This is a genomic window from Erythrobacter sp. NE805, assembly GCF_046452355.1.
Lineage (GTDB): Bacteria > Pseudomonadota > Alphaproteobacteria > Sphingomonadales > Sphingomonadaceae > Erythrobacter.
In genome coordinates, this window is the sequence record NZ_JBKFDI010000001.1 from 1,228,702 (window position 1) to 1,254,072 (window position 25,371).

Annotated in this window: 33 protein-coding genes; 13 read left to right on the forward strand and 20 right to left on the reverse strand. The window is 69.3% G+C overall.

From position 1 onward, the window contains the following. Window positions 1–84: 84 nt before the first annotated feature. Both thiS and ACLBKU_RS05735 read right to left on the reverse strand, forming a co-directional pair. Complete coding sequence (gene thiS, locus ACLBKU_RS05730; RefSeq protein WP_410178571.1) at window positions 85–1,065, reverse strand: sulfur carrier protein ThiS; 981 nt, start codon at window positions 1,063–1,065, stop codon at window positions 85–87. Window positions 1,066–1,120: 55 nt separating this feature from the next. Continuing rightward, a complete protein-coding gene (locus ACLBKU_RS05735; RefSeq protein WP_410178572.1) occupies window positions 1,121–1,513 on the reverse strand; it encodes a MerC domain-containing protein in 393 nt (130 codons plus the stop codon). Window positions 1,514–1,671: 158 nt separating this feature from the next. Here ACLBKU_RS05735 and ACLBKU_RS05740 point away from each other — a divergent pair, with 158 nt between their 5' ends. From ACLBKU_RS05740 to rpsI, 4 genes are all read left to right on the forward strand, one after another. Then, complete coding sequence (locus ACLBKU_RS05740) at window positions 1,672–2,748, forward strand: COX15/CtaA family protein (protein WP_410178573.1); 1,077 nt, start codon at window positions 1,672–1,674, stop codon at window positions 2,746–2,748. Further along, on the forward strand, window positions 2,748–3,068 hold the full coding sequence (cutA, locus tag ACLBKU_RS05745) for a divalent-cation tolerance protein CutA (RefSeq protein ID WP_410178574.1): 321 nt from the start codon (window positions 2,748–2,750) through the stop codon (window positions 3,066–3,068). The genes ACLBKU_RS05740 and cutA overlap by 1 nt, the downstream gene beginning before the upstream one ends. 157 nt (window positions 3,069–3,225) lie before the next feature. Then, entirely contained in the window at window positions 3,226–3,705 is a 480-nt protein-coding gene (gene rplM, locus ACLBKU_RS05750) for a 50S ribosomal protein L13 (protein WP_410178575.1), read from the forward strand. Continuing rightward, window positions 3,705–4,220 (forward strand): 30S ribosomal protein S9, encoded by a 516-nt coding sequence (gene rpsI / locus ACLBKU_RS05755; RefSeq protein ID WP_410178576.1) that lies wholly within the window; start codon window positions 3,705–3,707, stop codon window positions 4,218–4,220. Before rplM ends, rpsI begins: the two co-directional genes overlap by 1 nt. 108 nt (window positions 4,221–4,328) lie before the next feature. Here the strand turns inward: rpsI and ACLBKU_RS05760 are convergent, their stop codons facing one another. From ACLBKU_RS05760 to ACLBKU_RS05775, 4 genes are all read right to left on the reverse strand, one after another. Continuing rightward, entirely contained in the window at window positions 4,329–4,520 is a 192-nt protein-coding gene (locus tag ACLBKU_RS05760; protein WP_410178577.1) for a hypothetical protein, read from the reverse strand. Window positions 4,521–4,687: 167 nt separating this feature from the next. Beyond that, entirely contained in the window at window positions 4,688–5,548 is an 861-nt protein-coding gene (locus ACLBKU_RS05765; RefSeq protein ID WP_410178578.1) for a metallophosphoesterase family protein, read from the reverse strand. Further along, on the reverse strand, window positions 5,538–6,398 hold the full coding sequence (locus ACLBKU_RS05770; protein WP_410178579.1) for a diacylglycerol/lipid kinase family protein: 861 nt from the start codon (window positions 6,396–6,398) through the stop codon (window positions 5,538–5,540). Before ACLBKU_RS05770 ends, ACLBKU_RS05765 begins: the two co-directional genes overlap by 11 nt. A 12-nt stretch (window positions 6,399–6,410) precedes the next feature. Next, on the reverse strand, window positions 6,411–6,683 hold the full coding sequence (locus ACLBKU_RS05775) for a hypothetical protein (protein ID WP_410178580.1): 273 nt from the start codon (window positions 6,681–6,683) through the stop codon (window positions 6,411–6,413). Window positions 6,684–6,911: 228 nt separating this feature from the next. Between ACLBKU_RS05775 and ACLBKU_RS05780 the strand changes: the two genes are divergently transcribed. Beyond that, entirely contained in the window at window positions 6,912–7,235 is a 324-nt protein-coding gene (locus ACLBKU_RS05780; protein WP_410178581.1) for a UrcA family protein, read from the forward strand. A gap of 117 nt (window positions 7,236–7,352) precedes the next feature. On the opposite strand, the gene ACLBKU_RS05785 is transcribed toward ACLBKU_RS05780, so the two are convergent. The 3 genes from ACLBKU_RS05785 to fumC all read right to left on the reverse strand — a co-directional run bounded on the left by ACLBKU_RS05785 (window position 7,353) and on the right by fumC (window position 10,931). Next, entirely contained in the window at window positions 7,353–8,108 is a 756-nt protein-coding gene (locus tag ACLBKU_RS05785; protein ID WP_410178582.1) for a LytR/AlgR family response regulator transcription factor, read from the reverse strand. Next, on the reverse strand, window positions 8,101–9,384 hold the full coding sequence (locus ACLBKU_RS05790) for a sensor histidine kinase (protein ID WP_410178583.1): 1,284 nt from the start codon (window positions 9,382–9,384) through the stop codon (window positions 8,101–8,103). Before ACLBKU_RS05790 ends, ACLBKU_RS05785 begins: the two co-directional genes overlap by 8 nt. A 140-nt stretch (window positions 9,385–9,524) precedes the next feature. Beyond that, on the reverse strand, window positions 9,525–10,931 hold the full coding sequence (gene fumC / locus ACLBKU_RS05795) for a class II fumarate hydratase (RefSeq protein ID WP_410178999.1): 1,407 nt from the start codon (window positions 10,929–10,931) through the stop codon (window positions 9,525–9,527). Window positions 10,932–11,146: 215 nt separating this feature from the next. Here fumC and ACLBKU_RS05800 point away from each other — a divergent pair, with 215 nt between their 5' ends. The 5 genes from ACLBKU_RS05800 to ACLBKU_RS05820 are packed head-to-tail and all read left to right on the forward strand — an operon-like array spanning window position 11,147 to window position 16,397. Then, a complete protein-coding gene (locus tag ACLBKU_RS05800) occupies window positions 11,147–11,746 on the forward strand; it encodes a protein-L-isoaspartate O-methyltransferase family protein (protein WP_410178584.1) in 600 nt (199 codons plus the stop codon). After that, the gene (locus ACLBKU_RS05805) at window positions 11,746–13,218 is read left to right on the forward strand and encodes a TolC family outer membrane protein (protein ID WP_410178585.1); all 1,473 of its coding nucleotides are present in this window, start codon (window positions 11,746–11,748) and stop codon (window positions 13,216–13,218) included. Before ACLBKU_RS05800 ends, ACLBKU_RS05805 begins: the two co-directional genes overlap by 1 nt. A 50-nt stretch (window positions 13,219–13,268) precedes the next feature. Next, window positions 13,269–13,775 carry a DUF2497 domain-containing protein gene (locus tag ACLBKU_RS05810; RefSeq protein ID WP_410178586.1) on the forward strand — a complete coding sequence of 169 codons (507 nt, stop codon included), beginning with the start codon at window positions 13,269–13,271 and terminating at the stop codon, window positions 13,773–13,775. 52 nt (window positions 13,776–13,827) lie between these two features. Next, complete coding sequence (locus tag ACLBKU_RS05815; RefSeq protein ID WP_410178587.1) at window positions 13,828–15,978, forward strand: prolyl oligopeptidase family serine peptidase; 2,151 nt, start codon at window positions 13,828–13,830, stop codon at window positions 15,976–15,978. Continuing rightward, entirely contained in the window at window positions 15,975–16,397 is a 423-nt protein-coding gene (locus tag ACLBKU_RS05820; protein WP_410178588.1) for a (2Fe-2S) ferredoxin domain-containing protein, read from the forward strand. Before ACLBKU_RS05815 ends, ACLBKU_RS05820 begins: the two co-directional genes overlap by 4 nt. Here ACLBKU_RS05820 and ACLBKU_RS05825 read toward each other — a convergent pair. Then, window positions 16,394–16,705, reverse strand: a complete 312-nt coding sequence (locus ACLBKU_RS05825; RefSeq protein ID WP_410178589.1) for a hypothetical protein — start codon at window positions 16,703–16,705, stop codon at window positions 16,394–16,396. The two genes, ACLBKU_RS05820 and ACLBKU_RS05825, sit on opposite strands and share 4 nt — an antisense overlap. A gap of 159 nt (window positions 16,706–16,864) precedes the next feature. On the opposite strand from ACLBKU_RS05825, the gene ACLBKU_RS05830 reads away from it, so the two are divergent. The 3 genes from ACLBKU_RS05830 to xth all read left to right on the forward strand — a co-directional run bounded on the left by ACLBKU_RS05830 (window position 16,865) and on the right by xth (window position 18,598). Next, window positions 16,865–17,296, forward strand: a complete 432-nt coding sequence (locus tag ACLBKU_RS05830; protein WP_410178590.1) for a CBS domain-containing protein — start codon at window positions 16,865–16,867, stop codon at window positions 17,294–17,296. A 40-nt stretch (window positions 17,297–17,336) separates the two neighbouring features. Next, on the forward strand, window positions 17,337–17,669 hold the full coding sequence (gene erpA, locus ACLBKU_RS05835) for an iron-sulfur cluster insertion protein ErpA (RefSeq protein ID WP_410178591.1): 333 nt from the start codon (window positions 17,337–17,339) through the stop codon (window positions 17,667–17,669). Window positions 17,670–17,803: 134 nt separating this feature from the next. Beyond that, complete coding sequence (xth, locus tag ACLBKU_RS05840) at window positions 17,804–18,598, forward strand: exodeoxyribonuclease III (RefSeq protein ID WP_410178592.1); 795 nt, start codon at window positions 17,804–17,806, stop codon at window positions 18,596–18,598. A gap of 112 nt (window positions 18,599–18,710) precedes the next feature. On the opposite strand, the gene ACLBKU_RS05845 is transcribed toward xth, so the two are convergent. From ACLBKU_RS05845 to ACLBKU_RS05890, 10 genes are all read right to left on the reverse strand, one after another. Next, the gene (locus tag ACLBKU_RS05845) at window positions 18,711–19,355 is read right to left on the reverse strand and encodes a cell wall hydrolase (RefSeq protein ID WP_410178593.1); all 645 of its coding nucleotides are present in this window, start codon (window positions 19,353–19,355) and stop codon (window positions 18,711–18,713) included. 190 nt (window positions 19,356–19,545) lie between these two features. Continuing rightward, a complete protein-coding gene (locus ACLBKU_RS05850; RefSeq protein WP_410178594.1) occupies window positions 19,546–19,887 on the reverse strand; it encodes a DUF1491 family protein in 342 nt (113 codons plus the stop codon). Between the two features lie 3 nt (window positions 19,888–19,890). After that, window positions 19,891–20,379, reverse strand: coding sequence for a PaaI family thioesterase (locus ACLBKU_RS05855; protein WP_410178595.1), 489 nt, complete (start codon window positions 20,377–20,379; stop codon window positions 19,891–19,893). A 15-nt stretch (window positions 20,380–20,394) separates the two neighbouring features. Continuing rightward, the gene (locus tag ACLBKU_RS05860) at window positions 20,395–20,856 is read right to left on the reverse strand and encodes a PTS sugar transporter subunit IIA (protein WP_410178596.1); all 462 of its coding nucleotides are present in this window, start codon (window positions 20,854–20,856) and stop codon (window positions 20,395–20,397) included. Between the two features lie 175 nt (window positions 20,857–21,031). Further along, window positions 21,032–21,607: a ribosome hibernation-promoting factor, HPF/YfiA family gene (gene hpf, locus ACLBKU_RS05865; protein ID WP_410178597.1), complete on the reverse strand. Its 576-nt coding sequence runs from the start codon at window positions 21,605–21,607 to the stop codon at window positions 21,032–21,034. Window positions 21,608–21,673: 66 nt separating this feature from the next. After that, entirely contained in the window at window positions 21,674–22,381 is a 708-nt protein-coding gene (gene dnaQ / locus ACLBKU_RS05870; RefSeq protein ID WP_410178598.1) for a DNA polymerase III subunit epsilon, read from the reverse strand. A 62-nt stretch (window positions 22,382–22,443) separates the two neighbouring features. Next, the gene (gene coaE, locus ACLBKU_RS05875) at window positions 22,444–23,028 is read right to left on the reverse strand and encodes a dephospho-CoA kinase (protein ID WP_410178599.1); all 585 of its coding nucleotides are present in this window, start codon (window positions 23,026–23,028) and stop codon (window positions 22,444–22,446) included. Then, window positions 23,025–23,882, reverse strand: a complete 858-nt coding sequence (aroE, locus tag ACLBKU_RS05880) for a shikimate dehydrogenase (protein WP_410178600.1) — start codon at window positions 23,880–23,882, stop codon at window positions 23,025–23,027. Before aroE ends, coaE begins: the two co-directional genes overlap by 4 nt. Continuing rightward, window positions 23,879–24,466 (reverse strand): Maf family protein, encoded by a 588-nt coding sequence (locus ACLBKU_RS05885; protein WP_410178601.1) that lies wholly within the window; start codon window positions 24,464–24,466, stop codon window positions 23,879–23,881. Before ACLBKU_RS05885 ends, aroE begins: the two co-directional genes overlap by 4 nt. Continuing rightward, window positions 24,463–25,308: a pyruvate, water dikinase regulatory protein gene (locus ACLBKU_RS05890; RefSeq protein ID WP_410178602.1), complete on the reverse strand. Its 846-nt coding sequence runs from the start codon at window positions 25,306–25,308 to the stop codon at window positions 24,463–24,465. Before ACLBKU_RS05890 ends, ACLBKU_RS05885 begins: the two co-directional genes overlap by 4 nt. Window positions 25,309–25,371: the final 63 nt, after the last annotated feature.

Sequence of the window (25,371 nt, forward strand, 5' to 3'; positions counted from 1 at the left end):
CTTCGGACGAGGAGAGGGTCGCAGTCCATGGTTAAAAGGTCGTTATCAAATCTAACCCAGATTACTCAACTGAGCGCGTTTTGATCAAATAAGTCCCGCAAGCGGGCTCGAAGGATCGGCATACATCCTGCGGGCCATCCTTCCCGCAAGATAGGCCTCCCGCCCCGATTGGACCGCGAGCCGCATCGCCCGCGCCATGCGGATGGGGTCCTTCGCCTCGGCGATGGCGGTGTTCATCAGCACGCCCTCGCAACCGAGCTCCATCGCGACCGCCGCGTCGGAGGCGGTGCCGACCCCGGCGTCGACCAGCACCGGCACCTTCGCGCCCTCGACGATCAGGCGGATCGTCACCCGGTTCTGGATGCCGAGCCCCGAGCCGATCGGCGCGCCCAAGGGCATGATCGCGACCGCGCCGGCATCCTCGAGCTGCTTCGCCGCGATCGGATCGTCGGCGCAGTAGACCATCGGGAGGAAGCCCTCCTTCGCCAGCACCTCGGTCGCCTTCAGGGTCTCGCGCATGTCCGGGTAGAGCGTGCGCGCCTCACCGAGCACCTCGAGCTTGACGAGGTCCCACCCCCCCGCCTCGCGCGCCAGCCGGAGGGTGCGCACCGCCTCCTCGCCGGTGAAGCAGCCGGCGGTGTTGGGGAGGTAGGTGATTTCTTTCGGGTCGATGAAGTCGGTGAGCATCGGCGCCTTGGGATCGGAGACGTTCACGCGGCGCACCGCGACGGTGACGATCTCGGCCCCGGAGGCGGCGACGGCGGCGGCATTCTGCTCGAAGCTCTTGTACTTGCCGGTGCCGACGATCAGCCGCGAGCGGAAGGTCCGGCCCGCGACGCTCCAGGTGTCCTCTGCGGCATGATCCCCGCCGCCCACGAAATGCACGATCTCGAGCGTGTCGCCCTCGGCGAGCGGGGCCTCGGCGAGGGTCGAGCGCGGGACGATCGCCCCGTTGCGCTCGACCGCGACCTTCTCGGGCGCGAGGTCGAGCTCGCGGACCAGCTCGGCGATGGTCGCGGCGGCGGAGCGGTGGGGGGCGCCGTTCAAGGTGATGCTCTTGGTCATGGCGCGTGACATAGGCCCTCGGGCCGAGGGTGCAACCGCGAGAATGGGGAGCGCCTCAGTGGAGGGCGCGGATGTTGAGGAAGTGGCCCACCGAGACCAGCGCGACGCCGCCGAGGGTCAGCACGAACTCGTCGGCACCGTGCGGCACGATCAGCGCGAGCGTCATCAGCGCGAGCCCGCCGACCGCGACCACGAAGGGCAGGATGCGACCGTGGCGCATCAGCCCCCAGCCGATCGCGACCGCTGCCACGCCGAGCGCGAGCGCGAGGCCGACGCGGTGGATCGCCGGATCGAAGAGGAAGACATGGCCGCCCAGGCCCAGCGCCGAGATCACCACCAGCGTGGCGAGGCAATGCACCGCGCACAGGCCGGCGAGCCCGATCCCGATCTGGTCGAGTCGGCGGCGCAGCGAGCTCCGACTCGCGGGGGGAACGGCATCGGGGGTCATGGTCGGACCGGCATGTATGTGATGTTGTCACATCATGCAAGGGCCCGATGCGCCGCACGTGCTAGTCCCGGGGTGGCCGGAAACTTGCGCTTCCCGCATTGCTCCTTGCGCCGAACGGCCTTGCACGGCGCGGCGCCCGCGCGCACATAGCGCCCGTCATGGCCGTCTCCGCCCCCAAGTTCACCAGCGTATCGAACCTGTTCCCCGCCGCACCCGACGCGCGCGCCCGGCCGCTCGCGATCGCCCGCTGGCTGTGGGTCGTCGCGGCGCTCGTCGTGACGATCGTCGTCGTCGGCGGCATCACCCGCCTCACCGAGAGCGGCCTCTCGATCACCGAGTGGAACGTCGTCAGCGGCATCCTCCCCCCGCTCACCGAAGCGCAGTGGCAGGCGGAGTTCGCCAAATATCAGGCCACCAGCCAGTATCGGGTCGAGAGCGGCCCGGCGGGGATGGACCTCGCGGCGTTCAAGTTCATCTTCTTCTGGGAGTGGTTCCACCGCATCCTCGGGCGGCTGATCGGGCTCGCCTATCTCCTGCCGCTGCTGGTCTTCGCCGCGCGCCGGGCGATCCCGGCGGGCTACGGCTGGCGGCTCGCGGCGATGTTCGGGCTGATCCTCGGGCAGGGGGCGCTCGGCTGGTACATGGTGTCCTCGGGCGTCGGCACCGACCTCACCAGCGTGAGCCACTTCCGCCTCTCCGCGCACCTCCTGACCGCGCTGTTCCTGCTCGCCGGGCTGGTGTGGACCGCGCGCGACCTCGCGCAGCTTGCCGCGGACTCCGGCGCGCGGACCGCGCGGCTGACCCTCGGGGGCGCGCTGGTGGCGGTCGTGCTGGTCGTGCAGCTGACCCTCGGGGCGTGGGTGGCGGGGCTCGATGCGGGACTCGCGGCGAACGACTGGCCGCTGATGAACGGGCGGCTGGTGCCCGAGATCGACTGGTCGCGGGGGGTGCTGTGGACGATGAGCCACGATCCCTTCCTCATTCACTTCATGCACCGCTGGTGGGCCTGGGTGGCGGTCGCCGCGCTGGTTTGGCTGGCGCGCGCCGTGCGCCGGACCGACCGCTTTGCGAGCGTCGCGGTCCATTCCGCCTTCGGCACCATGGTGCTGCTCGGCATTGCGACGGTGATGAGCGGCGTCTCGCTGTGGATCGCGGTCTCGCACCAGCTGGTCGGTGCGCTGACCGTGGTGGCGACCACCTGGGCAATGCATTCGCTCGGCCGGAGAGCCGCCTGATGTCGGGCGCGGCGCTGGTCTGGTGCCCCTTCCCCGACATCGAGAGCGCCCGCGCCGCTGCCGATGCGCTGCTCGATGACGCGCTGATCGCCTGCGCCAACATCATGGGCGCGGTCGAAAGCCGTTTCGTCTGGGACGGCGCGCGCGCCACCGGGAGCGAGGTGGGGGTGCTGTTCAAGACCACCGCCGCCCGGCTCGAGGACGTGATCGAGCGGCTCGGCGAGCTTCACCCTTACGACACTCCGGCGATCCTTGGCTGGCAAGTTGATGAAATACACCCGGCGACTTTCGGTTGGTTGATGGGCAGCGTTTCGGACTAGCGGTATTATTTTACCCTATCCAAAAACCGCGCTTTTGCTTGACTTCGCGATCCCCCGGAGACATTTGCGCCCCACTTCGCTCCCCGGGCCGTGGTCCGGACGAGTGATTCTCCCGGACATCTCCCGGCAGAACCGTTTCGAACCAAGGACACATGCCATGAAGGCGCTCAGCAAGCAGACCCGGTCGATCAAACCGGCCGAGGTCGAAAAGAACTGGCACATCATCGACGCCGACGGCCTCGTCGTCGGCCGCCTCGCCGCGATCGTCGCCAACATCCTGCGCGGCAAGCACAAGCCGAGCTACACCCCGCACGTCGATTGCGGCGATCACGTGATCGTCATCAACGTCGAGAAGGTGAAGTTCACCGGCAACAAGATGGGCGACAAGGTCTATTACAAGCACACCGGTCACCCCGGCGGCATCAAGGAAACCACCCCCGCCAAGGTGCTGGGCGGCCGTTTCCCCGAGCGCGTGCTCGAGAAGGCTGTCGAGCGCATGATCCCGCGCGGCCCGCTCGGCCGCCAGCAGATGAAGGCGCTGCACCTCTATGCCGGCACCGCGCACCCGCATGACGGCCAGAAGCCGCAGGTGCTCGACGTCGCTTCCATGAACCGCAAGAACAAGGTGGCCGCATAATGGCTGACGAAACCGCAACCGTCTCGGATCTCGCCGATCTCAAGGACATCGCCGCCGGCGTCCCCCAGGGCGACGCTGCCGAAATCGCCCGCGTCGCCGCTCCGCTGCGTGAGCGCGAGATCGACGCGCAGGGCCGCGCCTACGCGACCGGCCGCCGCAAGGACGCCGTCGCCCGTGTGTGGGTCAAGCCCGGCACCGGCAAGATCACCATCAACGGCCGCGACCAGGAAACCTACTTCGCGCGTCCGACCCTGCGTCTCGTGATCAACCAGCCCTTCACGATCACCGACCGCACCGGCCAGTACGACGTCATCGCCACCGTGCGCGGCGGCGGCCTCTCGGGCCAGGCGGGCGCGGTGAAGCACGGCATCGCCCAGGCGCTCAGCAAGTACGAGCCCGAGCTGCGCAGCGCCGTGAAGGCCGAAGGCTTCCTCACCCGCGACAGCCGCGTCGTCGAGCGCAAGAAGTACGGCAAGGCCAAGGCCCGCCGCAGCTTCCAGTTCTCGAAGCGCTGATCGCGCTTCTGGGGCAGTTCTCGAAGCGCTAAGCGAAGCCCGTTCGAATACAGAGAAGGGCGGCCCCCGCAAGGGAGCCGCCCTTTTCGTTTGGCGGCAGCGGGAGACCTATCGCTGCAGCCAGATGATCCCGAAGGCAAGGCCGCTCCCGCAGAAGAAGATCGGCCACGACCAGTAGAGCTTCATGTCGGCGACGGTCACCGGGTGGATCGCCAGCGGACCCGCGCTCGAGCCCTGCGAGCCGATCACCAGCGCGAGCACCCCCGAAAGCACCGCGCCCAGCATCATCGCCTTGATCATCGCCCTTCCCCCATCGCGCGGATCGCCGGGGCGACGCGGGGAATGCCTCACGCCCTTCGCCATCCCGGCGCGGGCATTGTCACCAACAAAGCCTTAACGCGGCAGATAGAGGAACGGTTAAAGCCCGCCCCCGGGAAGTTACCGCGGCACGCCCGCCCCCCGCGCGCTCAATGCACCGGCGGATCGACCGGCGGCACCCGGCCCACCGGGGCGACCGGCTCCTCGGGCGTACGCGGCGGCAAGGCGTTGGGCGGCACGTCCTCGATCTGCATCTCGCGGGTCGGCACCCGCTCGAGATTGCGCGCCCGCACGGTCAGCACCGTCCCGTCCCAGGTGATCTCGTTGAAGCTCGGCGGGGTCGAGCGCAGGCGGTGCGAGAGCGTGCCCGCGCCGATCATCCGCACCTCGCCCTCCGGCGTCGGCTCGGCGATGTCGAAGGGGTCGTGGACATGGCCCGAGAGCACCCCGAGCACGTCGCGCTTCGCCAGCTCGGCGAGCGCCTGCTCGCCATGTCGGGTGAGCGCGGTGCCGTGGGTGCCGACCTCGCGCAGGGGATGGTGCACCGCGACCAGCGCGCGGGTGCCCTTCGGCAGGGCGTCGAGCGCCGCGAGACAGCGCTCGAGCGCCTCGTCGGTCACCCAGCCCTTCGACCAGTTGATCCGCGGCTGCCAGCGCCGCACCGTCTTGAGCGGCACGATCGCGAGGCCCGGCAGGTGCAGCTCGCGCTCGACCAGCGCCTTCATCCCCTCGAAGCGCTTGTAGGGGGTGAGGAACCGCTCGACCGGGTTGAAATAGGGCATGTCGTGGTTGCCGATGCTGATCGTCACCGGCACGTCGAGCCCCGTGATCCACGCGGTCGCCGCGTCCCACTCGCGGTGGCGGGCGCGCATCGTGTGATCGCCGGTGATCGCCACCGCGTGCGGGCGCTTCGCCGCGATCTCGCGCTTGACCCAGGCGAGCGCCTCGCGGTCCTCGAGCCCGAAATGGATGTCCGAGAGGTGGAACAGGCGCGTCGGCTCAGAGGTCATGCGCGGTCGCCAGGAGGTCGACGCCGCAGGGCGCGACGGTGAAGGTGAAGGGGGAGGGGCATTCGGCGGGTTCTCCGTCGATGAGGCAGGCGAGCGCACTGCCGTCGATGCTGGCGAGGGTGATGGCGTCGGCGATCCCGAGCCGGTCGTGCGGCCCCTCGCGGAAGCGTCGGCGCAGCACCGCCCAGGTCTGCGCGGCATATTCGATCGCGGCCTCGGCGTAGTAGCCGTCAGCCTGAAGGCCGTGCTCGCCCGGGGTGAGCTCGACCAGCGGATAGCCCCCCTCGCGGGCGAGCGCGTTGTCGGGGGCGAGCACGAAGGGGCCGGTGGCGCTGTGCCTGATCGCGCCGATCGCCTCGCTCGCGACCTCGGCAATGGCGAGGTTGCGCATCGATTCGCGCACCCGGCTCCAGCAGGTCCCCGGCCCGACCAGCAGGCCGGCGAGCGCAAGGCCCGCGTCGCAGCGCACGCAGAGCGGCCGCCCGCGCCGCGCTCCGCCGCCCGCGACGATGTCGAGGATCTGCTCGGGCGCGAGCTCGCGATGCAGGCGCTTGGCGAGGAGGTTCATCGTCCCGCCCGGCAGCACCAGCACCGCGCCGCTCCATCCCGCGAGCGCATTGATCGCGGCATTGACCGTCCCGTCGCCGGTATAGACGATCACCAGCTCCACCCCCGCCGCCTCGAGCGTCGCGATGTCGGGCAGGGGATCGTCGGGGAAGGCGATGGTGCGCCCCAGGCGGAAGCCCCGCTCGGCGAGCGCGGCCTGGAGCGTCTCGGTCGACTTCGCGGTGTTGCTGCCGCTCGCCGGGTTGACGATCAGCCACGAGGTCGGCGGCGCGGGGGCGGTCATGCAGTGCGGCTCCTAGACGCGGCGGCTGAGGATGAGCCACGCGGCCCCGGCGTTGAAGGCGGTGTAGACGCCATAGGCCCAGGCATAGCCCGGCCACCCGCGCACCGAAAGCAGCAGCGCGAAGAACAGCACCGCGAACTCGCTCCCGAGCGCGAAGCGGCTGCCGAGCGCCTGGCTGGCGGCGGGCAGGCGCACCAGCAGCGGGTGGCCGCTGTCGAACACCGCCCGGTTGATCGCGAAATTGGCGATTCCGAGCAGGAAGATGATGATCGTCGCCGGACCCATGCTGGGCAGTATGGGCCTGCGCCCGTCGATTGGGAATGACCATTTGTCGCCGCTTTCGCGCCCTTCGTCCCGTCGGCCCCGCGCCGGTCGAGCGGCGAGGCGAGGTTGATCGAAGGCCGGATGCGGCGCCTCCGGGGGCGGCGTATCAGGGTGTCAGCAGGGCCACCGGCCCCCCCCGGATCGCCCCCCGCCGATCCCGGTGCCCTGTCAGAGATGGAGAACCCGATCATGAAAACCCTTGCGAAATCAGCGATCAACGCCCTCCTCGCGGTCGGCCTCGCCGGCACCGCCATCGCTCCCGTCTATGCCCACCCGCATCAGTACCGCACCCTGTCGGTCTCGACCGCGGGCATCGACCTCGGCTCGCCCGAAGGCCAGAAGATCCTCGACCAGCGTATCGAGAAGGCGGTCCGCCACGTGTGCCGCACCACCAACCCGGACACCGGCACCCGCATGATCAGCAACGAGGCGCAGCAGTGCCTCGCCCGCGCCCGGTCCGAGGCCAAGCAGCAGCTCGCTGCACTGATCGCCAAGGAACAACGCGGCGGCTGAAACCTGCCTCCGCGACCCTGCACCGCCATCCCGGCGCGGTGCACCCATACGGCCCGAACCCTTCCAGTCCCTGGGGTTCGGGCCGTTTTTTGATGAGATCGCGCTGGCGCGCGATCCTTACCTGCCAGCCATCGCCTTGACGCGCGCCAGATAGGTGCGCCCGATCCGCAGCGCCTCGCCATTGACCAGTTCGGCCGACCACACGCCGAGGCCGTCGTGCCTGAGGCCGCGGATGTGATCGCGGCGCAGGATCGTCGAGCGGTGGATGCGGATGAACTGTTCGGGATCGAGCCGCTCCTCGAGCCCGGCGATGGTCTGGAGCAGCAGGTAGGAGCGCGCGCTGTCCGGCCCGCCGACATGAAGGCGCACATAGTCGCGCTCGGCATCGATCTGGTGGACCTCGCTGACCGCGATGCGCAGCAGCTCCGAGCGGTGCGGCACCCACAGCTCGTCGAGATAGCGGCCCTGCTTCTGGCGGCGCTGGCCCCGCCGCGCGACGGCGCGCTCGATCGCGCGTTCGAGCCGGTCGGCGGCGACGGGCTTGAGCACGTAGTCGACCGCCTCGAGGTCGAAGGCCTCGACCGCGAAATGGTCATGCGCGGTGACGAAGATCACCACGGGGGCCTGGGGCGCCTCGGCGAAGGCCCGCGCGACGCCGAGCCCGTCGAGCTCGGGCATGGTCATGTCGAGCAGCACGAGGTCCGGCTGGAGCTTCTCGGCGAGGCGCAGCGCGGCGGCGCCGTCGCTGGCGGTGCCGACCACGCGCACGGCGGGGATCTCGGCGCAGATCACCTGCACCCGCTCGACCGCGAGCGGTTCGTCGTCGACGATCAGGGTGCGCAGCGCGGCGACTTCGGTCTCGGTCTCATGCATGGCGGTTGCTCTGCTGGTTGAGGGGACGGGACAGGGGAATGCGGATCTCGGTGCAATAGCCGCCCGGCACCGGGGCCGAGCTGAAGCCGATGTCGGGACCAAAGCGCGCTTCGAGCCGGTCGCGGACATTGGCGAGGCCGATGCCGAAACCGTGCGTGGTGCCCTGCGGCACGCCCGGCCCGTCGTCACCGACGGTGATCACCAGCCTATCGAATTCCTCGCGCGCCGCCAACGTGATCGTCACCGGGCGCGACACCGGGGAGACGGCATATTTCACCGAGTTCTCGACCAGCGGCTGGAGGATCATCCCCGGCACCCGCGCCTCCTCGAGATCGGCGGGGAGGTCGAACACGGTGACCAGCCGGGTCGGGAAGCGCACCGCCTCGATCGCGAGGTAGAGCTTCTGGAGGTCGAACTCGTCGCGCAGCGCCACGTCGGAGGTCGGCTCGTTGGCGAGGCTGTGGCGGTAGAAGCGGCTGATCGTCTGGATCATCCGCTCGGCGCGGTCGGCCTTGCCGGTCATCACCAGCGCGGAGAGCGAATTCAGCGTGTTGAACAGGAAATGCGGGTTCACCTGGTAGCGCAAGCTGCGCAGCTCGGCGGCCTTGGCGGCGGAGCGGAACTGCTCCTCGCGGCGCTGCGCCGCGCGCGCCTGCACCCCGGCGAGCAGCGCGAAATAGGTCGAGGCCCAGGCGAGCAGCAGGAAGTAGCGCCCCAGCGCCACGTCGAGCAGCTTGCGCCAGAAGTCCATGTAGGTCTCGGCCGGGGCGATCATCACCGCCTGCGTGTCGACGACCTCCTCGGTCGGATCGGGCGCGGCGCCGGCCTGGTCGGCGGGGGTGACGCGCCGCACCGGCACGTCGACGAGCAGATTGCCGCTCTCGTCGCGGCGCAGGTTGATGTTGTATTTCTTGGCGTAGAGCTTCTCCTGCGCGAGCTCCATGTCCTTGAAGACCCACTGGTTGACCTGCCCGATCGCGAGCGCGACCGGGAAGGCGAGCAGGATCGCGGCGGAGATCTTGAGCCACAGCGCCTTGTTGTCGAACAGCCGCAGCAGCAGCCACAGCACGATCGTCAGCATCAGGCCGACGCCGGTGACGAGCAGCCGGCGCCAGCCGAGCTCGAACTGGAGGCCGAAATCCATCACCACGGCGCGCAGGGTGGTGAGGGCGAAATAGGTCGCCCACAGCACCACCATCGAGAACAGCACCGTGCGGAACGAGACGGTGGGGGCGGGCTCGCCGAGGGCGGCGTCGCTGGTCGGGATCAGGGTCATCTTGCCCAAGGGCGATAGCGCCCACGCCCGGCGAGCGCCACTGGCAGAGGCGCGCATTGTCGGGCGGACTCGCCCCTTGGTCGAATGATGAACGGATATTCAGGCGGGACCAACGACACGGGCCCCGCCCGGATGCACCCTCAATCGCGCGGGCGGATCATGTCGGCGGGCACCACCCACTGCGCGAACTGCTCTTCGGTGAGCAGGCCGAGCTCGAGCGCCGCCGCCTTGAGGGTCGTCCCCTCGGCGTGGGCCTTCTTGGCGATTTTCGCGGCGTTGTCGTAGCCGATGTGCGGGTTCAATGCGGTCACCAGCATCAGGCTTTCATTGAGGAGCTGGGTGATGCGCGTGGTGTTCGCCTCGATCCCGACGACGCAATTGTCGGTGAAGGCGTGGGAGGCATCGCCGATCAGCTTCATCGACTGGAGCACGTTGTAGATGATCACCGGCTTGAACACGTTCAGTTCGAGGTGGCCGTGCGAGCCCGCGACCGTCACCGCGACATTGTTGCCCATCACCTGCGCGCAGACCATCGTCATCGCCTCGCACTGGGTCGGGTTGACCTTGCCCGGCATGATCGAGGAGCCGGGCTCGTTGGCGGGGAGCGACAGCTCGCCGAGGCCCGAGCGGGGGCCGGAGCCGAGCAGGCGGATGTCGTTGGCGATCTTCATCAGGCTGACCGCGAGCACGTTCAGCGCGCCCGAAATCTCGACCATCGCGTCATGCGCGGCCAAGGCCTCGAACTTGTTGGGCGCGGTGACGAAGGCATGGCCGGTCTCGGCGGCGACCTCGGCAGCGAAAGCCGTGTCGAAGCCGACCTTGGCGTTGATCCCGGTGCCCACGGCCGTGCCGCCCTGCGCGAGCTCGAGCACGCGCGGGAGCGCCGCCTCGACGCGGGCGATGCCGTAGGCGACCTGCTGCGCGTAGCCGGAGAACTCCTGCCCCAGCGTCATCGGGGTCGCGTCCTGGAGGTGGGTGCGGCCGATCTTGACGATGTCGGCAAACTCCTTCGCCTTGGCGTCGAGCGCGCCGTGGAGCTTCCTGAGCGCCGGCAGCAGGTGGTCGAGCGCCTCGCTCGCCGCGGCGATGTGCATTGCGGTCGGGAAGGTGTCGTTCGACGACTGGCCCATGTTGCAGTGGTCGTTGGGGTGGACCGGGCTCTTGCCGCCCTTCTTCCCGGTGAGGATCTCGTTCGCGCGGCTCGCGATCACCTCGTTGGCGTTCATGTTCGACTGGGTGCCCGAGCCGGTCTGCCACACCACCAGCGGGAACTGGTCGGCAAGCGTCCCGTCGATCACCTCGCGCGCGGCCGTCACGATCGCCTCGCCGAGCGTTGCGTCGAGCACGCCGAGCTTCATGTTGGCCTTCGCCGCCGCAAGCTTCTGCACGCCCAATGCGCGCACGAGGGCGGGGGGCATGGTCTCGCCGCCGATCGGGAAGTTGACGATCGAGCGCTGCGTCTGCGCGCCCCAGTGCATGTCCGCCGGGACCGCCACCTCGCCGAGCGAATCGGTCTCGATCCGCACCGCACCCTCGTTCGCCGTCATGTCACTCATCGAACCCATCCCTCGCTAAGTCGAATACAAGCCCAAGGCTTCGGGGGCTCCCCTAAGCACCGCCGCGCGCTCAGGTCAAAGGCGCAAATGTGCGAGCTATCAAGCGCGCCGCTCTCGAGGCAAAGCCCTTGGAAGGCGGCGGTGGCGGGTCTAAGGAGAGGGTTGACGCACTGTATTACGTCCCTAATACAGTTTCCCGAAGAGACATGAACACGATGACCATGACCCTGCCCGACACCTCAGTCGCCCGCCGCGCGATGATCGACAGCCAGCTGCGCACCAGCGGCGTGAACGAGGAATATGTCCTCGCCCGGATGCTCGCCGTGCCGCGCGAGGAGTTCCTGCCCGCGGACAAGGCGGCCGCCGCCTATATCGACCGCGCGGTGTCGCTCGGCACCGGCGGCACGCTCGCCGCGCCGCTGTTCTACGGCAAGCTCCTCGTCGAGGCCGCGCCGGGCCCGGATGACCGCGTGCTGGTGGTGAGCGGCGGGACCGGCTACCTCGCCGCGCTGGTCCGCCCGCTCGTCGCCGAGCTTACCGAGGTCTCCGCCGAAGAAGCCGCCGCGATGACCGGCACCGGCCAACACACCCTGATCCTCGTCGACGGCGCGATCGAGCAGCTGCCGCAGGGCCTCGCCGACGCCCTCGCCGAGGACGGGCGGATCGTCACCGGCTACGTGCTGCGCCGGGTCACCCGCCTCGCCGCGGGCCGCCGCATCGCCGGGCAGGTGACGCTGCAACCGGTCGAGGACCTCGGCATCCCGGTGCTCCCCTCCTTCGCCGCGCCGAAGGGCTGGACCTTCTGATGAACCTTTCCGCCGCCTCGCTGCGTCTGGCCGCATCGGCCAGCCTGCTCGCACTCGCCGCCGCGCCCGCCGCGGCGGACGACCTGCGCGAGGCGCTCGTGAACGCCTACAACACCAACCCGACGCTCGAATCCGCGCGCGCCAACCAGCGCGCCACCGACGAGGGCGTGGCGATCAGCCGCGCGCAGGGCCGCCCGACGCTCAACGTCACCGCGACCCATATCGAGTTCATCCGGCAGTCCGCGAACTCCTTCACCGCGCCGAGCCGCAACCTCACGGTCGCCCCGCAGCTGCTCGTGCCGGTCTATTCGGGCGGGGCGATCCGCAACGGGTTGCGCGCCGCGCGCGAGCGGGTCGAGGCCGGGCAGGCGGACCTGCGCAATACCGAGAGCACGCTGTTCAGCAACGTCGTCGCCGCCTACATGGACGTGCTGCGCACCGAGGCGCTGGTGGCGCTCGCACAGAACCAGGTCGCGGTGCTGCGCACCAATCTCGAGGCGACCAGTGACCGCTTCCAGATCGGCGACCTCACCATCACCGACGTCGCCCAGTCGCGCAGCCGCCTCGCGGTGGCCGAGGGTGATCTGGAAGGCGCCGAGGCGAACCTCATCGCCGCGCGCGAGACCTATATCCGGCTCGTCGGCAAGGAGCCGGGCGAGCTCGCCGCGCCCCCGCCGCTACCGGGCCTGCCCGACACTGTCGGCGAGGCGATCGTCAGTGCGCTCGCAAACAACCCCAACCTCGATGCCGCCAAGCAGCGCGCCGAGGCGGCGGGCTTCGACACCAAGGTGGCGGGCGCCGGACGGCTCCCCACCGTGGGCGTGTTCGTCAATGGCGAGTACAGCGACTTCTTCGGCACGCTCGGCGGCCCGATCTCGCAGGACTTCGCCCAGAGCGAGAAAACCGCCAACGCCGGGGTGCGGGTCACCATCCCGCTGTTCCAGGGGGGGCTCCCCGCCGCGCGCCAGCGCCAGGCCGGCGCGCGAGAGAGCGCCGCGCTCGAGGACGTGATCGCCGCCGAACGCCAGATCATCGCCGAGACGCGTTCGACCTACGCCAACTGGCAGGCCGCCAACGCCGTCATCAAGAGCGCGCAGGCCGCGGTCGAGGCCGCCGAGCTCAGCCTCGAGGGCGTGCGCGCGGAGAACTCGATCGGCAACCGCCAGATCCTCGACGTGCTCAACGCCGAGCAGGAACTGGTCAACGCCCGCGCCCAGCTCGTCACCGCGCGGCGCAACGCCTATGTCGCCGGGTTCAACCTGCTCGCGCTGATGGGCCGGGCCGAGGCACGCGACCTCAACCTCGACACCGGCGGGCCGCTCTACGACCCCGAAGTCAATGCCGAGCGCGTGCGCCGCAAGCTCAGCGACTGGGACCGCGACCCCGAGCCGGTCGCGAAATCGACCCGCACCGTTGACATTCCGCCCGCCACGGCAACAATCGGGCCGCAATTGCTGCCCGGCGAGAAGTGAGCGGTCCCGATTCGGGACGGCGCTCCGGGCGTTTCAGCGGGGCTCGGACTATGGCGCAGGAAAACCTCGATCAAACAGGGGGGGCTTCGGTCGAGGAGATCCTCGAATCGATCAAGAAGGTGATCGCCCGAGACAACCGCGCCGGGGCGCTCGAGGCACGGCGCCGGCGGATGCTGGTCTCCGAGGACGACGATGCCGAACCTGCCCCGCTGGTGCGCACCCACAAGGTCCGCGATGCCGACGAGGTGCTCGACCTTTCCGAACTCGACGTCGCGCCTGCGCCTACTCCCGCGGTTCCGTTGGAAGCGGCCGAGGAATCGCCGCTGATCGCCGACACGGTGATGGGCGCGATGCAGGAGAATCTGGCCGCGCTCGCGATGCTCGCCGAACCGCCCGCGCGCCCGCAGATCGTGCGTTCGGGCGAGACCTCGCTCGAAGGGCTGACCCGCGAGCTGCTGCGCCCGATGCTCGCCGAGTGGCTCGAGGCGAACCTGCCCGCGATGGTCGAGAGCCTGGTGCAGGCCGAAATCGCCCGGATCGTCGGCAAGCGCCGCTGAGGGTAATCGCGGGGCTGGCGCGTCGGCGCCGGGAGGTCTAACGCCTCCGCCCATGCGTCACATCACAGCTTTCGGCGCGCTGGTCGCCGCACTCGCCTTCGCCGTTCCCGCCGCAGCCCAACAGGCCGCGCCCCCGCCGGGCGTCACAGCGCCGCCGATGAGCGCCGCGGACCTCGTCACTCTCCCGCGCCTCGGGGCTCCGGCGGTGAACAAGGACGGCACGCTGGCGGTCTACAGCGTGACCGTCACCGATCCGGCGAGCCTCAAGCGGACGCCGACGCACTACCTCCTCGACCTTGCGAAGTCGGGTGCCCAGCCGGTCGCACTGAGCCTGCCGCTCAAGGCCTCGGACCTCGCTTTCGGCACGGACGGCAGCCTCTACTTCCTGAGCAGCGAGAGCACCGACAAGGCCGCCCCGGCGCTCTCCCGCGTGTGGCGGGTGACGCTGGCGAAGGACGGCACGGCAGGCACTCCCCAGCTCGTCACCCCCGCGACGACGCGCGACATCGCCGGCTTCAAGCTCTCCCCCAAGGGCTCGCGCATCGCCGTGTGGGGCGAGGTGCCGCGCGACTGCCCGAGCTTCGGCTGCGCCGATGCCAAGGCGGGCTACCTCCCCGGCCCAGGCACGGGCCGCCTCTATGACGCGAAAGACGGCTTCGTGCGCCACTGGGACCGCTGGGCGACCCCGGGCCTCCACAACCGCATCTTCGTCTTTGCGGTCGCGGGCGGCGTCGCTGAGGGGCAGGGCATGCCCGCCGACGGCACGGATCGGGCGAACGGGATCACCGCCGACACCCCGACGATGCCCTTCGGCGGGGCCGAGGAGATCGCCTTCGCCCCCGACGGCAGCGCGCTCTACTTCACCGCGCGCCTCGCCGACGGCGCCGAGCCCGGCTCGACCAACCTCGACATCTACCGCTCGAAGCTCGACGGCGCGAAGCCGGACCTCCTCACCTTCAAGAACGAGGCGACCGACACCCAGCCGGCGATCTCGCCCGACGGCAAGTTCCTCGCCTGGCTGGCGATGGAGCGGCCGACCTACGAGGCGGACAAGCTCTCGGTGTGGGTGATGGACCTCGCCAGCGGGACGAAGCGCAATCTGACCGAAAAGGTCGACCTCAGCTTCGGCAGCCTCGTCTGGGCACCCGACAGCAAGAGCCTCGTCGCCACCGCAGAGAAGGTGCTTGACACCCCCGCCTTCCGCATCGACGTCGCCACCGGCAAGGTCACCGAGCTCAACCTCATGGCGGGGAGCGAGGCGCATATCGCCAATCTCGTGCCGCTGCCGAGGGGCGGCCTGCTGTTCACCCGCGATTCGCTGGGCGCACCGGCGGAGCTGTACCTATCGAACGACATGAGCCAGGCGCGCCCGCTCACCGATGTCGCCACCACCCGCATGGGCGGCCTTGCGAACATCGTCACCCGCCGCTTCAGCTTCACCGGCGCGAAGGGCGACACGGTGTGGGGCCAGATCACGCGCCTCGCCGACCAGACCGGGCCGATCCCGGCAATTCTCTACATCCACGGCGGGCCGCAGGGCAGCTTCAACGACGCCTGGTCGAACCGCTGGAACCCCCGCGTCGTCGCCTCGCAGGGCTACGCGGTCATCTCGGTCGATTTCCACGGCAGCACCGGATACGGGCAGGCCTTCACCGACGCGATCAACAGGGACTGGGGCGGGGGGCCGCTCGAGGACTTGCAGAAGGGGCTCGACGCCGCACTGAAGCTCGACGCCCAGATCGACGGCGCCCGCGCCTGCGCGATGGGGGCGAGCTACGGCGGCTACATGGTCAACTGGATCGCCGGCAACTGGCCCGACCGCTTCACATGCCTCGTCCAGCACGACGGCATCTTCGACACCCGCTCGATGTATTATTCGACCGAGGAACTGTGGTTCCCGCGCTGGGACTTCGGCGGCTCCTACGAGCAGGCGAAGGACACCCACGAGAAGTGGAACCCGGCGAACCATGTGGCGAAGTGGCAGACGCCGATGCTGGTCGTCACCGGCCAGCAGGACTTCCGCGTCCCCTATAGCCAGGGCCTGATGAGCTTCACCGCGCTTCAGGAGCGCGGCATCCCCTCGCAGCTCCTCGTCTTCCCGGACGAGAACCACTGGGTGCTCGGCGCGAAGAACTCGCTGCAATGGCACAACACGGTGTTCGCCTGGCTCGACCGCTGGCTGAAGCCGGAAGCGGGCAAGTGAGCAAGCACGACCTCGCCGCCGCGCGGCACTCGCTCGCCAAGCATTACGGCGAGGGCGAGACGGCGATCGGGCGCCACATCCTGCTGTGCGCGGTGTCCGAGAAGCAGAAGTGCTGCTCGCGCAAGGAGGGCGAGGAGGCGTGGGGCTTCCTCAAGTCGCGCCTCAAGGAATTGGGCCTCGTCGGCCCCTTGCGCGATGCCGAGGCCAAGCGCGGGGCGGGGGGCGGCGTCCAGCGGACCAAGGCCGACTGCTTCCAGATCTGCGCCGCCGGCCCGATCGCGGTCGTGTGGCCCGACGGGGTGTGGTACCACTCCTGCTCGCCCAAGGTGCTCGAGCGGATCATCCAGGAGCACCTCATCGGCGGGGTGCCGGTGGAGGAGTTCCGGCTGCGGGGCAAGCTCGCCGGAGAGGACGACTAGTCCTCCTTCGGGCTCCACAGCTCGTCGCGGCTCGGCATGTGGTTGTCGACCGATTCGTCGTGGCCCGTCCCGTTGGAGAGGAACACGAGGCCCATCAGCCCCCCGCCGAGCAGCATGGTGAGGCTGATCCCCAGCGCCACCGCGATGTAGAAATGCACCGAGATCGCCCCGTTGAAGGCGAACAGCAGGCCGACCGCGAGGCCCACCACCAGCACCGTCGCCGCCAGCAGCCAGCGCATGATCTGGCGATAGCGCGCCCAGGCGTGGGCGGCGTTGGCGGGATCGTCGAGCGGGCTCTTGCGGGTCATCCCTCCGACATGGCGCGCGCAGGGCCGATTGGCAACGCGTGAAAGCTGCAAGGGGCGCGGCGTGCGATGCAAGCGCGGCTGTGCGGCGAGGCGCGGCAGCGGCGATTCGCCTTTGCCCGCGAATCATGGCACTTTCCCTGTCCGAGGAGGGAGATTGCCATGACCGTATCCCGTATCATCGCCAAGCGCGGCCCCACCGACATCATCGCCTGCGACTGCACCACGCCGGTCTCCGAAGTGGTCCAGACCCTCGCCGCCAGGCGCATCGGCGCCCTGCCGGTGCTGAAGGGCGGCCGCGTGGTCGGCATCGTCTCGGAACGCGACGTGATCTACCGACTCGCCGACCGCGGGGCCGCCTGCCTCGACGTCGCCGTGGAGGAGATCATGACCTCGCCCGCGGTGACGGTGGAACCCGCGACCACCATCGACGAGGCGCTCAGCCTGATGACCCGCCGCCGCTTCCGCCACTTCCCGGTGGTCCAGAACGGCGAGCTCGTCGCCTTCATCTCGATCGGCGACCTCGTGAAGCACAAGATGGACGAGGTGACCCACGAGGCCGAGGCGCTGCGGCAATATATCACCGTCGCCTGACGGCCTTGAGGATCGCGCATCCGCGCCCTAGATTGGGGCCATGAGCGCCGAGCCCCTGATCCTCACCCCCGCCGCCGCCAAGCGGGTTGCCCTGATCGCGCAGAAGCAGTCGCGCGCGGCGATCCTGCGCCTCGCGGTCGAGGGCGGGGGGTGCTCGGGCTTCCAGTACAAGTTCGACCTCGCCGACGCGCCACAAGCGGACGATACCGTCTCCGAGACCGACGGGGTGAAGCTGGTGGTCGACCCCATGAGCCTCGACCTGATCGCCGGGAGCACGGTCGATTTCGTCGAGTCGCTGGGCGGGGCGGCCTTCAAGGTCGAGAATCCTCAGGCCGCCGCTGGCTGCGGCTGCGGGGCGAGCTTCGGGATTTAGGTTGATCTCTCGCCTGGTCATTGCGAGGAGGCCCATCGGGCCGACGCGGCAATCCACGGACTGACCTCGCCCCCGGCACCACCCGCCGGATCATGGATTGCTTCGCTCCGCTCGCAATGACGAGGGAGCCTTGCATGAAGATCGCCACCTACAACATCAACGGCATCAAGGCCCGCCTGCCGCGCCTTCTCGAGTGGCTCGAGGAGACGCGCCCCGCGGTCGCCTGCCTGCAGGAGATCAAGTCGCAGGACGAGACCTTCCCGGCGGGCGAGATCGAGGCGCTCGGCTATACCGTCCTCGTCCACGGGCAGAAGGCCTTCAACGGGGTGGCGATCCTCGTCGACACCGCCGCGGGCTACACCTGCACCGAGGTGCGCCGCGGGCTCGGCATCCCGGGGCCCAACGAGGGCGACGAGGAGCAGGCGCGCTATCTCGAGGCGGACGTCAACGGCATCCGCATCGCCTGCCTCTACCTTCCCAACGGCAACCCGCACCCGGGGCCGAAGTTCACCTACAAGCTCGCGTGGATGGCGCGGCTGCGCGAACGCATGGCCGAGCTGTGGGCCGAGGAGGTCCCGGCGGTGGTGCTCGGCGATTTCAACGTCATCCCGCACGACGACGACGTGTGGTCGGTGAAGGCGATGGCCTCCGATGCGCTGATGCAGCCCGAGAGCCGCGCCGCCTATGCCCGCATCCTAGCCGACGGCTGGGTCGACGCGGTCCGCACCCACAACCCGCGCGGGGGGGTGTGGACCTTCTGGGACTACCAGGCCGGCGCATGGCAGCGCGACCACGGCTTCCGGATCGACCACATCCTCCTCTCGCCCGAATGCGCCGACCGGCTCGAGGCCTGCGGCGTCGACAAGTCCTATCGCGGGCGCGAGAAGGCGAGCGACCACACGCCGGTGTGGGTGCGGCTGCGGGCATAGACATCAAGCCCGTTCGTGCTGAGCTTGTCGAAGCACCGTCCTTCACCTTCGAAAAGAAGTGCAGCCCTTCGACAGGCTCAGGGCGAACGGTGATGGGCTGTGCCCTTCGCGATCAACGATAGAAGATATGCGTGTCGATCTGCGCGAGGCGGGTCTTGCCGGCGCTCCAGCCGGGGCGGACGCGGGCCGCGTGGAAGAACACCGCGTCGCCGGCCTGCTGCTCCCACAGGCCCTGGTGGGCGATATGGGCGATCGCGACCGCGCGCGTCCAGGCGGGCGAGCTTTCGCGGACCTTCGGCATCCGCGCGCCCTTCATGAAGGAGAACTGCCCCGGCTGGGTGACGACGCCGCAATAGGACTTCGGGAAACGCCCGTCCTCGGTGCGGTTGACGATCACCTGCGCCACGGCGAGCTGCCCGGCGAGTTCCTCGCCGCGGGCCTCGAAATAGACAGCGCCCGCAAGGCAGCGCATCTCGGCGCTCATCGGCTCGGCGGTGTCGACCATGCCGACCAGCTCTTCGAGCGATCCGGCTTCGGTGAGGGTGGGGGTGGAGGCTGCCGGAGTCTCAAGCGGCTGTACCAGCGGCTCGGAGACGAAGGCGATATCGCCGGGGACCAGCTCGGGCGCGGGGGCGGGAGCGGTCAGATGCTCGGTGGCGGCCTCGGCGAGGGCGACGGCATTGCTGCCGGTCGGGAACATCGTGGTTGCGAGCGCCAGTCCGGCGATCGCGGCGAAGGTGGTGGTCTTGCGACGCATCGAAACTTCAAAACGGGCGGTGAGCGCGCACGGGCGCAGGCGGGAACCTGGGTCCAGATCGGTGAAGATGTGGGGGGCTCGAAAAGCCTGCCGGCCGCTCCCCGTCTGCGTGCTGGACGATCGGCCGGATTGCCGCCCTGCCAGCCTGCGCTTGGGAGTGGGGGCGCTCTGGCGAGGCTTGCCGTTTACGTCAACGCGTTTCGTCGCAGGCTGCGACGAACCGTTCGGGATCTGCGATACTAACCTCGATTAGCCATGTGTCGGGGTCCTGACGGCGGCGCCGGGCGAGATATTCGGAGAATTCCTGAGGATTCTCAATATCTTCACGCTTCGTCGCAACAAAGCTGCGCGATCCGTCGAGCTGCGGCATCCTTTCGAACAGCACGGCAGCCTCGCCGCGGCCGATCATTACCAGCAGGATCGTCCCCGCATCGCGCTCGCCTTTCGCGAGCACCATCGCCGATCCGCCCTGCGCCTCGGCGCGGCGGATGATCGCGCTCGCCTCGAGATGCGCGGGCAGCCGCGTGTCCATGCCTCACAGCCCAGACGGGCCGCCGGCCGCATAGCCGGGCAGGCTCGAGAGCGCGATGCGCGAGCGCATGAAGGTGCCGGTCCCGCGCCCGATCTCCTCGCCCTCGGCATCGACCAGCCGCGCCTCGGCGACGAACACGCGGCGGCGCCCGCTCACCCAGCGCCCCTCGGCGGTGACGGTCCCGGCGCGCACCGGCTTGGTGAAGTGGAGGTTGAAGCTGGTGGTGAGGAGGAAGCGGTCGGTCGCGAGCGTGTTCGCCGCGTAGAAAGCCGCATCGTCGAGCATCTTGAAGTAGATCGTCCCGTGCGCCGCGCCCGCCGCGTGGTAGTCCTCGGGGGTGACGGTGAAGGTCAGCCGCGACCGCCCCTCCCCCGGGATGTGCAGCGCGCTCGCGAACTTGGCATTGACCGGCGCCGAGGCATAGAGCCGCTCAAGCGCACGGTAATGCTGCTCCGCCCCGCTCGCCGAAGGAAATTCGTCACTGGCGGGCATGGAGCGTGGGTCGGATCAGGCCGCGGAGCGCAGGAACTGGTTGGTCAGCAGCGCATAGGCCGCCTCGGTGTCGGGCGCGTCGGCGAGCATCTGGAGCATCGCCTCGTCGCGGGTCAGCCGCGAGATCGCGGCGAGGGCGTGGAGGTGGGTCGCCCCGGCGTTCTCCGGCGAGACCAGACCGCACACCAGCGTGACGGGCCGCGAATCCGCCGCGGCGAAATCGATCGGCGCTTCGAGCCGGATCAGCGCCAGCGAGGGGCGGCGGACGTCCTTGCTGCGGCAATGCGGGATCGCCACGCCGCGCCCGAACCCGGTGCTCCCCAGCGCCTCGCGCGCCTCGAGGTTCTCGAGCACCTCGGCCTCGTCGAGCCCGTAGGCCGCGCCGAGCAGCTGCGCCGTTCGCGCGAGGACCTTGGACTTCGTGTCGAGCCGGGCGAACGCGATCGCCTGCGGTGAAAGAGCGAGGTTGACGTCCATGGCGTTACAGATCCCGGTAGAAAAGCGCCCTGCGCCGGCGCTGCGGCTTCGGCAAGTGTCCGGACCGGTGATGCTGCCATCAGCACTCCGGGCCGGGGCGGCGCCCCTCCTGCTACCGCCGCCTGGGCTTGTCGATAGTGGCTGTTTGCGCGTGACGCAAAACTGTCACCAGACCCTATCTCGGCTCGACCCATCCGATCGAACCGTCGGCGCGTCGATAAACCATATTATGCCGTCCCGTGCCAGCATTTTTGAAGAACAGGGCGGTGGTGTTCCTGAGGTCCATGAGCATCACCGCGTCGGCGACGCTCGCGGTGGGGATGTCGACGCGGGTCTCGGCGATCACCAGCGGGGCGTCGGCGACGAGAGCCTCCTCCTCCTCGTCCTCGACCTCCTCGACGGCGAAGATCGTGTAGGCGGCCTCTTCCTCGCTGCGGGCATAGCTCGCCTGTTCGTGGCGATCGGTGAGACGGCGCTTGTAGCGGCGCAGCTGCGTCTCGATCTTCCCGACCGCGTCGTCGAACGCGACATGGACATCGTGCGCCGCCCCTTGCGCCTTCAGGATCAGCCCCTGCATCACGTGGGTGACGATATCGCAGGTGTAGGAGCCCGCGGGCGCCTTGCCGAAGGTCACGTGGCTGGAGAGCGCGCGGTCGAAATACTTGTCGACGATCGCGCCGAGGCGATCGGCGGCGTGCTCCTGCAGCGCCGCGCCCGTGTCCAGCTGGTGGCCGGAAATCCGAATGTCCATGAAGTCAGTCCTCCCGTGAGTGAGTGAGGATCCCAGTCCTGAGGTCGTCGCGCGAGGTGCGCCTCGTCACGAGGCCCAGATCGCGTCCTTGATTCCGGCCATGAAGGCGCGGTGGCGCTCCAGCTCCTCCGGGCTGGCAGCATGGGGACGAGGCTCGCGGCGCGGCCGGTCGGTCGCGGGGCGATGCCAGAGGGTTTCGGTGACGGTGACTGTCTCGGCGACCAGCACCTCGGCGGGGCCGTCGACCAGGCCGAGCCCGATCTGCCGCCCGCCGGTCAGCTCGACATAGACCTGCGCGAGGAGCTCCGCATCGAGCAGCGCGCCGTGCTTGACGCGGTGCGAGCGATCGATCCCGTAGCGGGTGCACAGCGCATCGAGGCTGAGCTTCGCGCCCGGATGCTTGCGCCGGGCGATGGCGACGGTGTCGACCATCCGGTCGAGGCTGATGGGCGCACGGCCCGCGAGTTCGAGCTCGTTGTTGAGGAAGCCGAAGTCGAAGCCCGCATTGTGCGCGACCAGCGGCGCGTCGCCGAGGAATTCGAGCAGCTCGTCGGCGGATTGCGCAAAGCGCGGCTTGGTGGCGAGGAAGGCGCTCGAGAGGCCATGGACCCGCTCGGCCTCGACCGGCATGTCGCGATCCGGGTTGAAATAGGCGTGGAAGGTGCGGCCCGTCTCGACCCGGCCGATCATCTCGATGCAGCCGATTTCCACCATGCGGTCCCCGGTCTTGGGATCGAGCCCGGTGGTTTCCGTGTCGAAAATGACCTCACGCATTTGATGCACTATCTGCCCAAGTCCGGGCACTTGCAAGCGCGCTTTGCGTCATTTCGATGTCGTCAGAGCGAGGCGATTAGCGCTGCGACCTGCGCCCGGGTTTCCTCGAGCGAGGTGCCGGTATCGATAACGTGATCGGCGCGGTCGCGCTTGTGCGAATCGTGGAGTTGCAGAGCGAAGATGTGTTCGAATTTCTGCTCGGTCATGCCCGGACGGGCGAGGACGCGGGCCCGCTGCACCGCCTCGGGGGCGGAGACCACCACGACGAGATCGACCGTAGAGTGCCCGCCGCGCTCGAACAGCAGCGGGATATCGAAGACCACCGCGCGCTTGTCGCGGTTGGCTTCGAGGAAGGCGGCGCGCCTGGCCGCGACGGCGGGGTGGACGATCGCCTCCAATCGCGCGAGCGCTTCCTTGTCGGCGAAAACCTGGTGCCCGAGCCGGTCGCGGTCAACCCCCTCGGGGCCGGTCGATCCGGGGAAGGCCGCCTCGATCGCGGGGAGGAGCTCGCCCCCCGGCCCCTGCATCGCGCGCACCTCGGCGTCGGCGTCGAACACCGGGATCCCGGCCTCGGCGAACATCGCCGCGACGGTCGACTTGCCCATGCCGATGGAGCCGGTGAGGCCGATGATTTTTGGAGTCGTCATTGGGTGAGGATCGCCCGCAGTTCGCCGTCATGTTCGCGCGGGGGGGCCGCGCCGAAGAAGCGTTCGAAGGCAACCGCCGCCTGCCCGATCAGCATCGACAGCCCGTCAATAGTGCGGTGGCCCTTCGCCCGCGCGCCCTGAAGAAAGGGCGTGTCGAGCGGGGCGGTGACGATGTCGTAGGCAATCGCGCCGGGGGGCGCGTGGCTCCAGTCGAAGGCGAGGGGGGGCTGGCCCGCCATCCCGAGCGAGGAGGCGTTGACGACGAGGTCGAGGCAGCCTTCGCGGTCGTCGAAGGGGAAGTCGGTGGGGTCGGCGAAATGGGCAAGGTCGATGGCGTGGTGTTCGCCCTCGGGGGCCAGCTCGTCGAGCAGCGCCCGGGCCTTGCCGGGATCACGCCCGGCGACGACGAGGGTGAAGCCGTGCCCGGCCAGCGCGGCGACGATCGCCCGCGCCGCGCCGCCGGTGCCGAGGATGCGGGCCATGCGGAAGTAGTGGGTGCGCTCGAGGTCCCGGCGAAGCGGCTCGAGGAACCCCGCAGCATCGGTGTTGGTGCCGGTCACACCCCCCTCACCCCCCGCCAGGACCGTGTTCACCGCCCCGATTTCGTCGGCGGGCGGGTCGATCCGGTCGAGGAGCGGCATCACCGCCTGCTTGTGCGGCATGGTGACATTGCACCCGCGCCACTCCGCGTCTCCGCGTCTCCGCGAGAGATATTCCGCCAGTTCCTCCGGGCGGACGTGGCAAGCGCGATACTGGGCCTCGATCCCCAGCTTGGCGAGCCAGAAGCCGTGGATTTTCGGTGACTTGCTTTGAGCAATCGGATCGCCGATCACCTCGGCATAGGGCTTCGTCATGCGATCAGCACCCCCGCCTCGCGCAGCGCGCCCAGCAGCGGCAGCAGCGGCATCCCGAGCACGGTGAACTGGTCGCCCTCGATATGATCGAACAGCTGCACCCCCGGCCCCTCGATCCGGAAGGCGCCGACGGTGTGGCCGATCGCGGGCCACTCAAGCGCCAGATAATGCTCGATGAATTCCTCCGAGAGGTCGCGCACGTGAAGCCGCGCGATACTCGCATGGCTCCATTCGCAACCCCCGCCCCGGACCAGCGCGGCGGCGGAATGGAGCTCCATCACCTTGCCCGAGAAGAACCTGAGGTGCTCCCCCGCCTCCTCGCGGCTCTGCGGCTTGTCGAAGCGGCGGCCCGCGCAGTCCACCAGCGAATCCGAGCCGAGAACAAGGGCCTGGGGGTGCAGCGCCGCCACAGCGGCAGCCTTGGCGACGGCGAGCGCCTCGGCGATCTCGGGCGGGGAGGCGCCCGCGAGCCCCGCCTCCACCGCGCGCTCGTCGATGTCGGCGGGGATGCTCTCATAGGCGACGCCCGCGGCATCGAGCATCGCGCGGCGCGAGGCGGACTTGCTGGCGAGAATCAACGTCATATCGGCTTGCCGACCCCGCCCTCGCTCGCCGGCTTGCGACCCCGCTCCTGCACCAGCCGGATGATCGCCGCGGCGGTCTCCTCGATCGAGCGGCGGGTGACGTCGATCACCGGCCAGCCGTTGTCGGCGAACATCCGGCGCGCGAACTGGAGCTCGGTCTTGACCCGGTCGTTGTCGACATAGGCCGTCTCGGTCGCCTCGTTCAGCGAGAGCAGGCGGTTGCGGCGGATCTGGATGAGCCGCTCCGGCGAGGTGGTGAGGCCCACCACCAGCGGGTGGCGCAATCCGAACAGCGTCTTGGGCGGCGGGCTCTCGACCACCAGCGGGATGTTCGCGACCTTGTAGCCGCGGTTGGCGAGGTAGATCGAGGTCGGCGTCTTGGACGAGCGCGACACGCCGACCAGCACCACGTCGGCCTGCTCCCACTCCTCGTGCCCGATCCCGTCGTCGTGGGCGATGGTGTACTGGATGGCATCGACCCGCTTGAAATAGGTCTCGTCCATCATGTGCTGGCGGCCCGGACGCCCATGCGCCTCCTGCCCGAGCTGCGCCTCCAGGGCCGCGGTCACCTGATCGAGCACCGGCACGGCGGGAAGGCCGAGGTGGCGGCAATGCTCCTCCAGGCGCTTCCTCGTCTCGGGGTTCACCAGCGTGTAGAGCACGAGGCCGGGATGCGCGGCGAGGTCCGGGACGATCCGGTCGAGGTGCTGGAGCGAGCGTACCATCGGCCAGAAATGGCGGTTCACCGAGGGGTTGTCGAACTGCGCGAGCGCCGCCTTGGCTATCATTTCCAGCGTCTCGCCGGTCGAATCCGATACAAGGTGGAGATTGAGTCGCTGCATGGCGGTGACGGTCCGGGGGCCCCTGTGGACAGATGCCGGCATAAACCACGGGAGGGGCTTGCC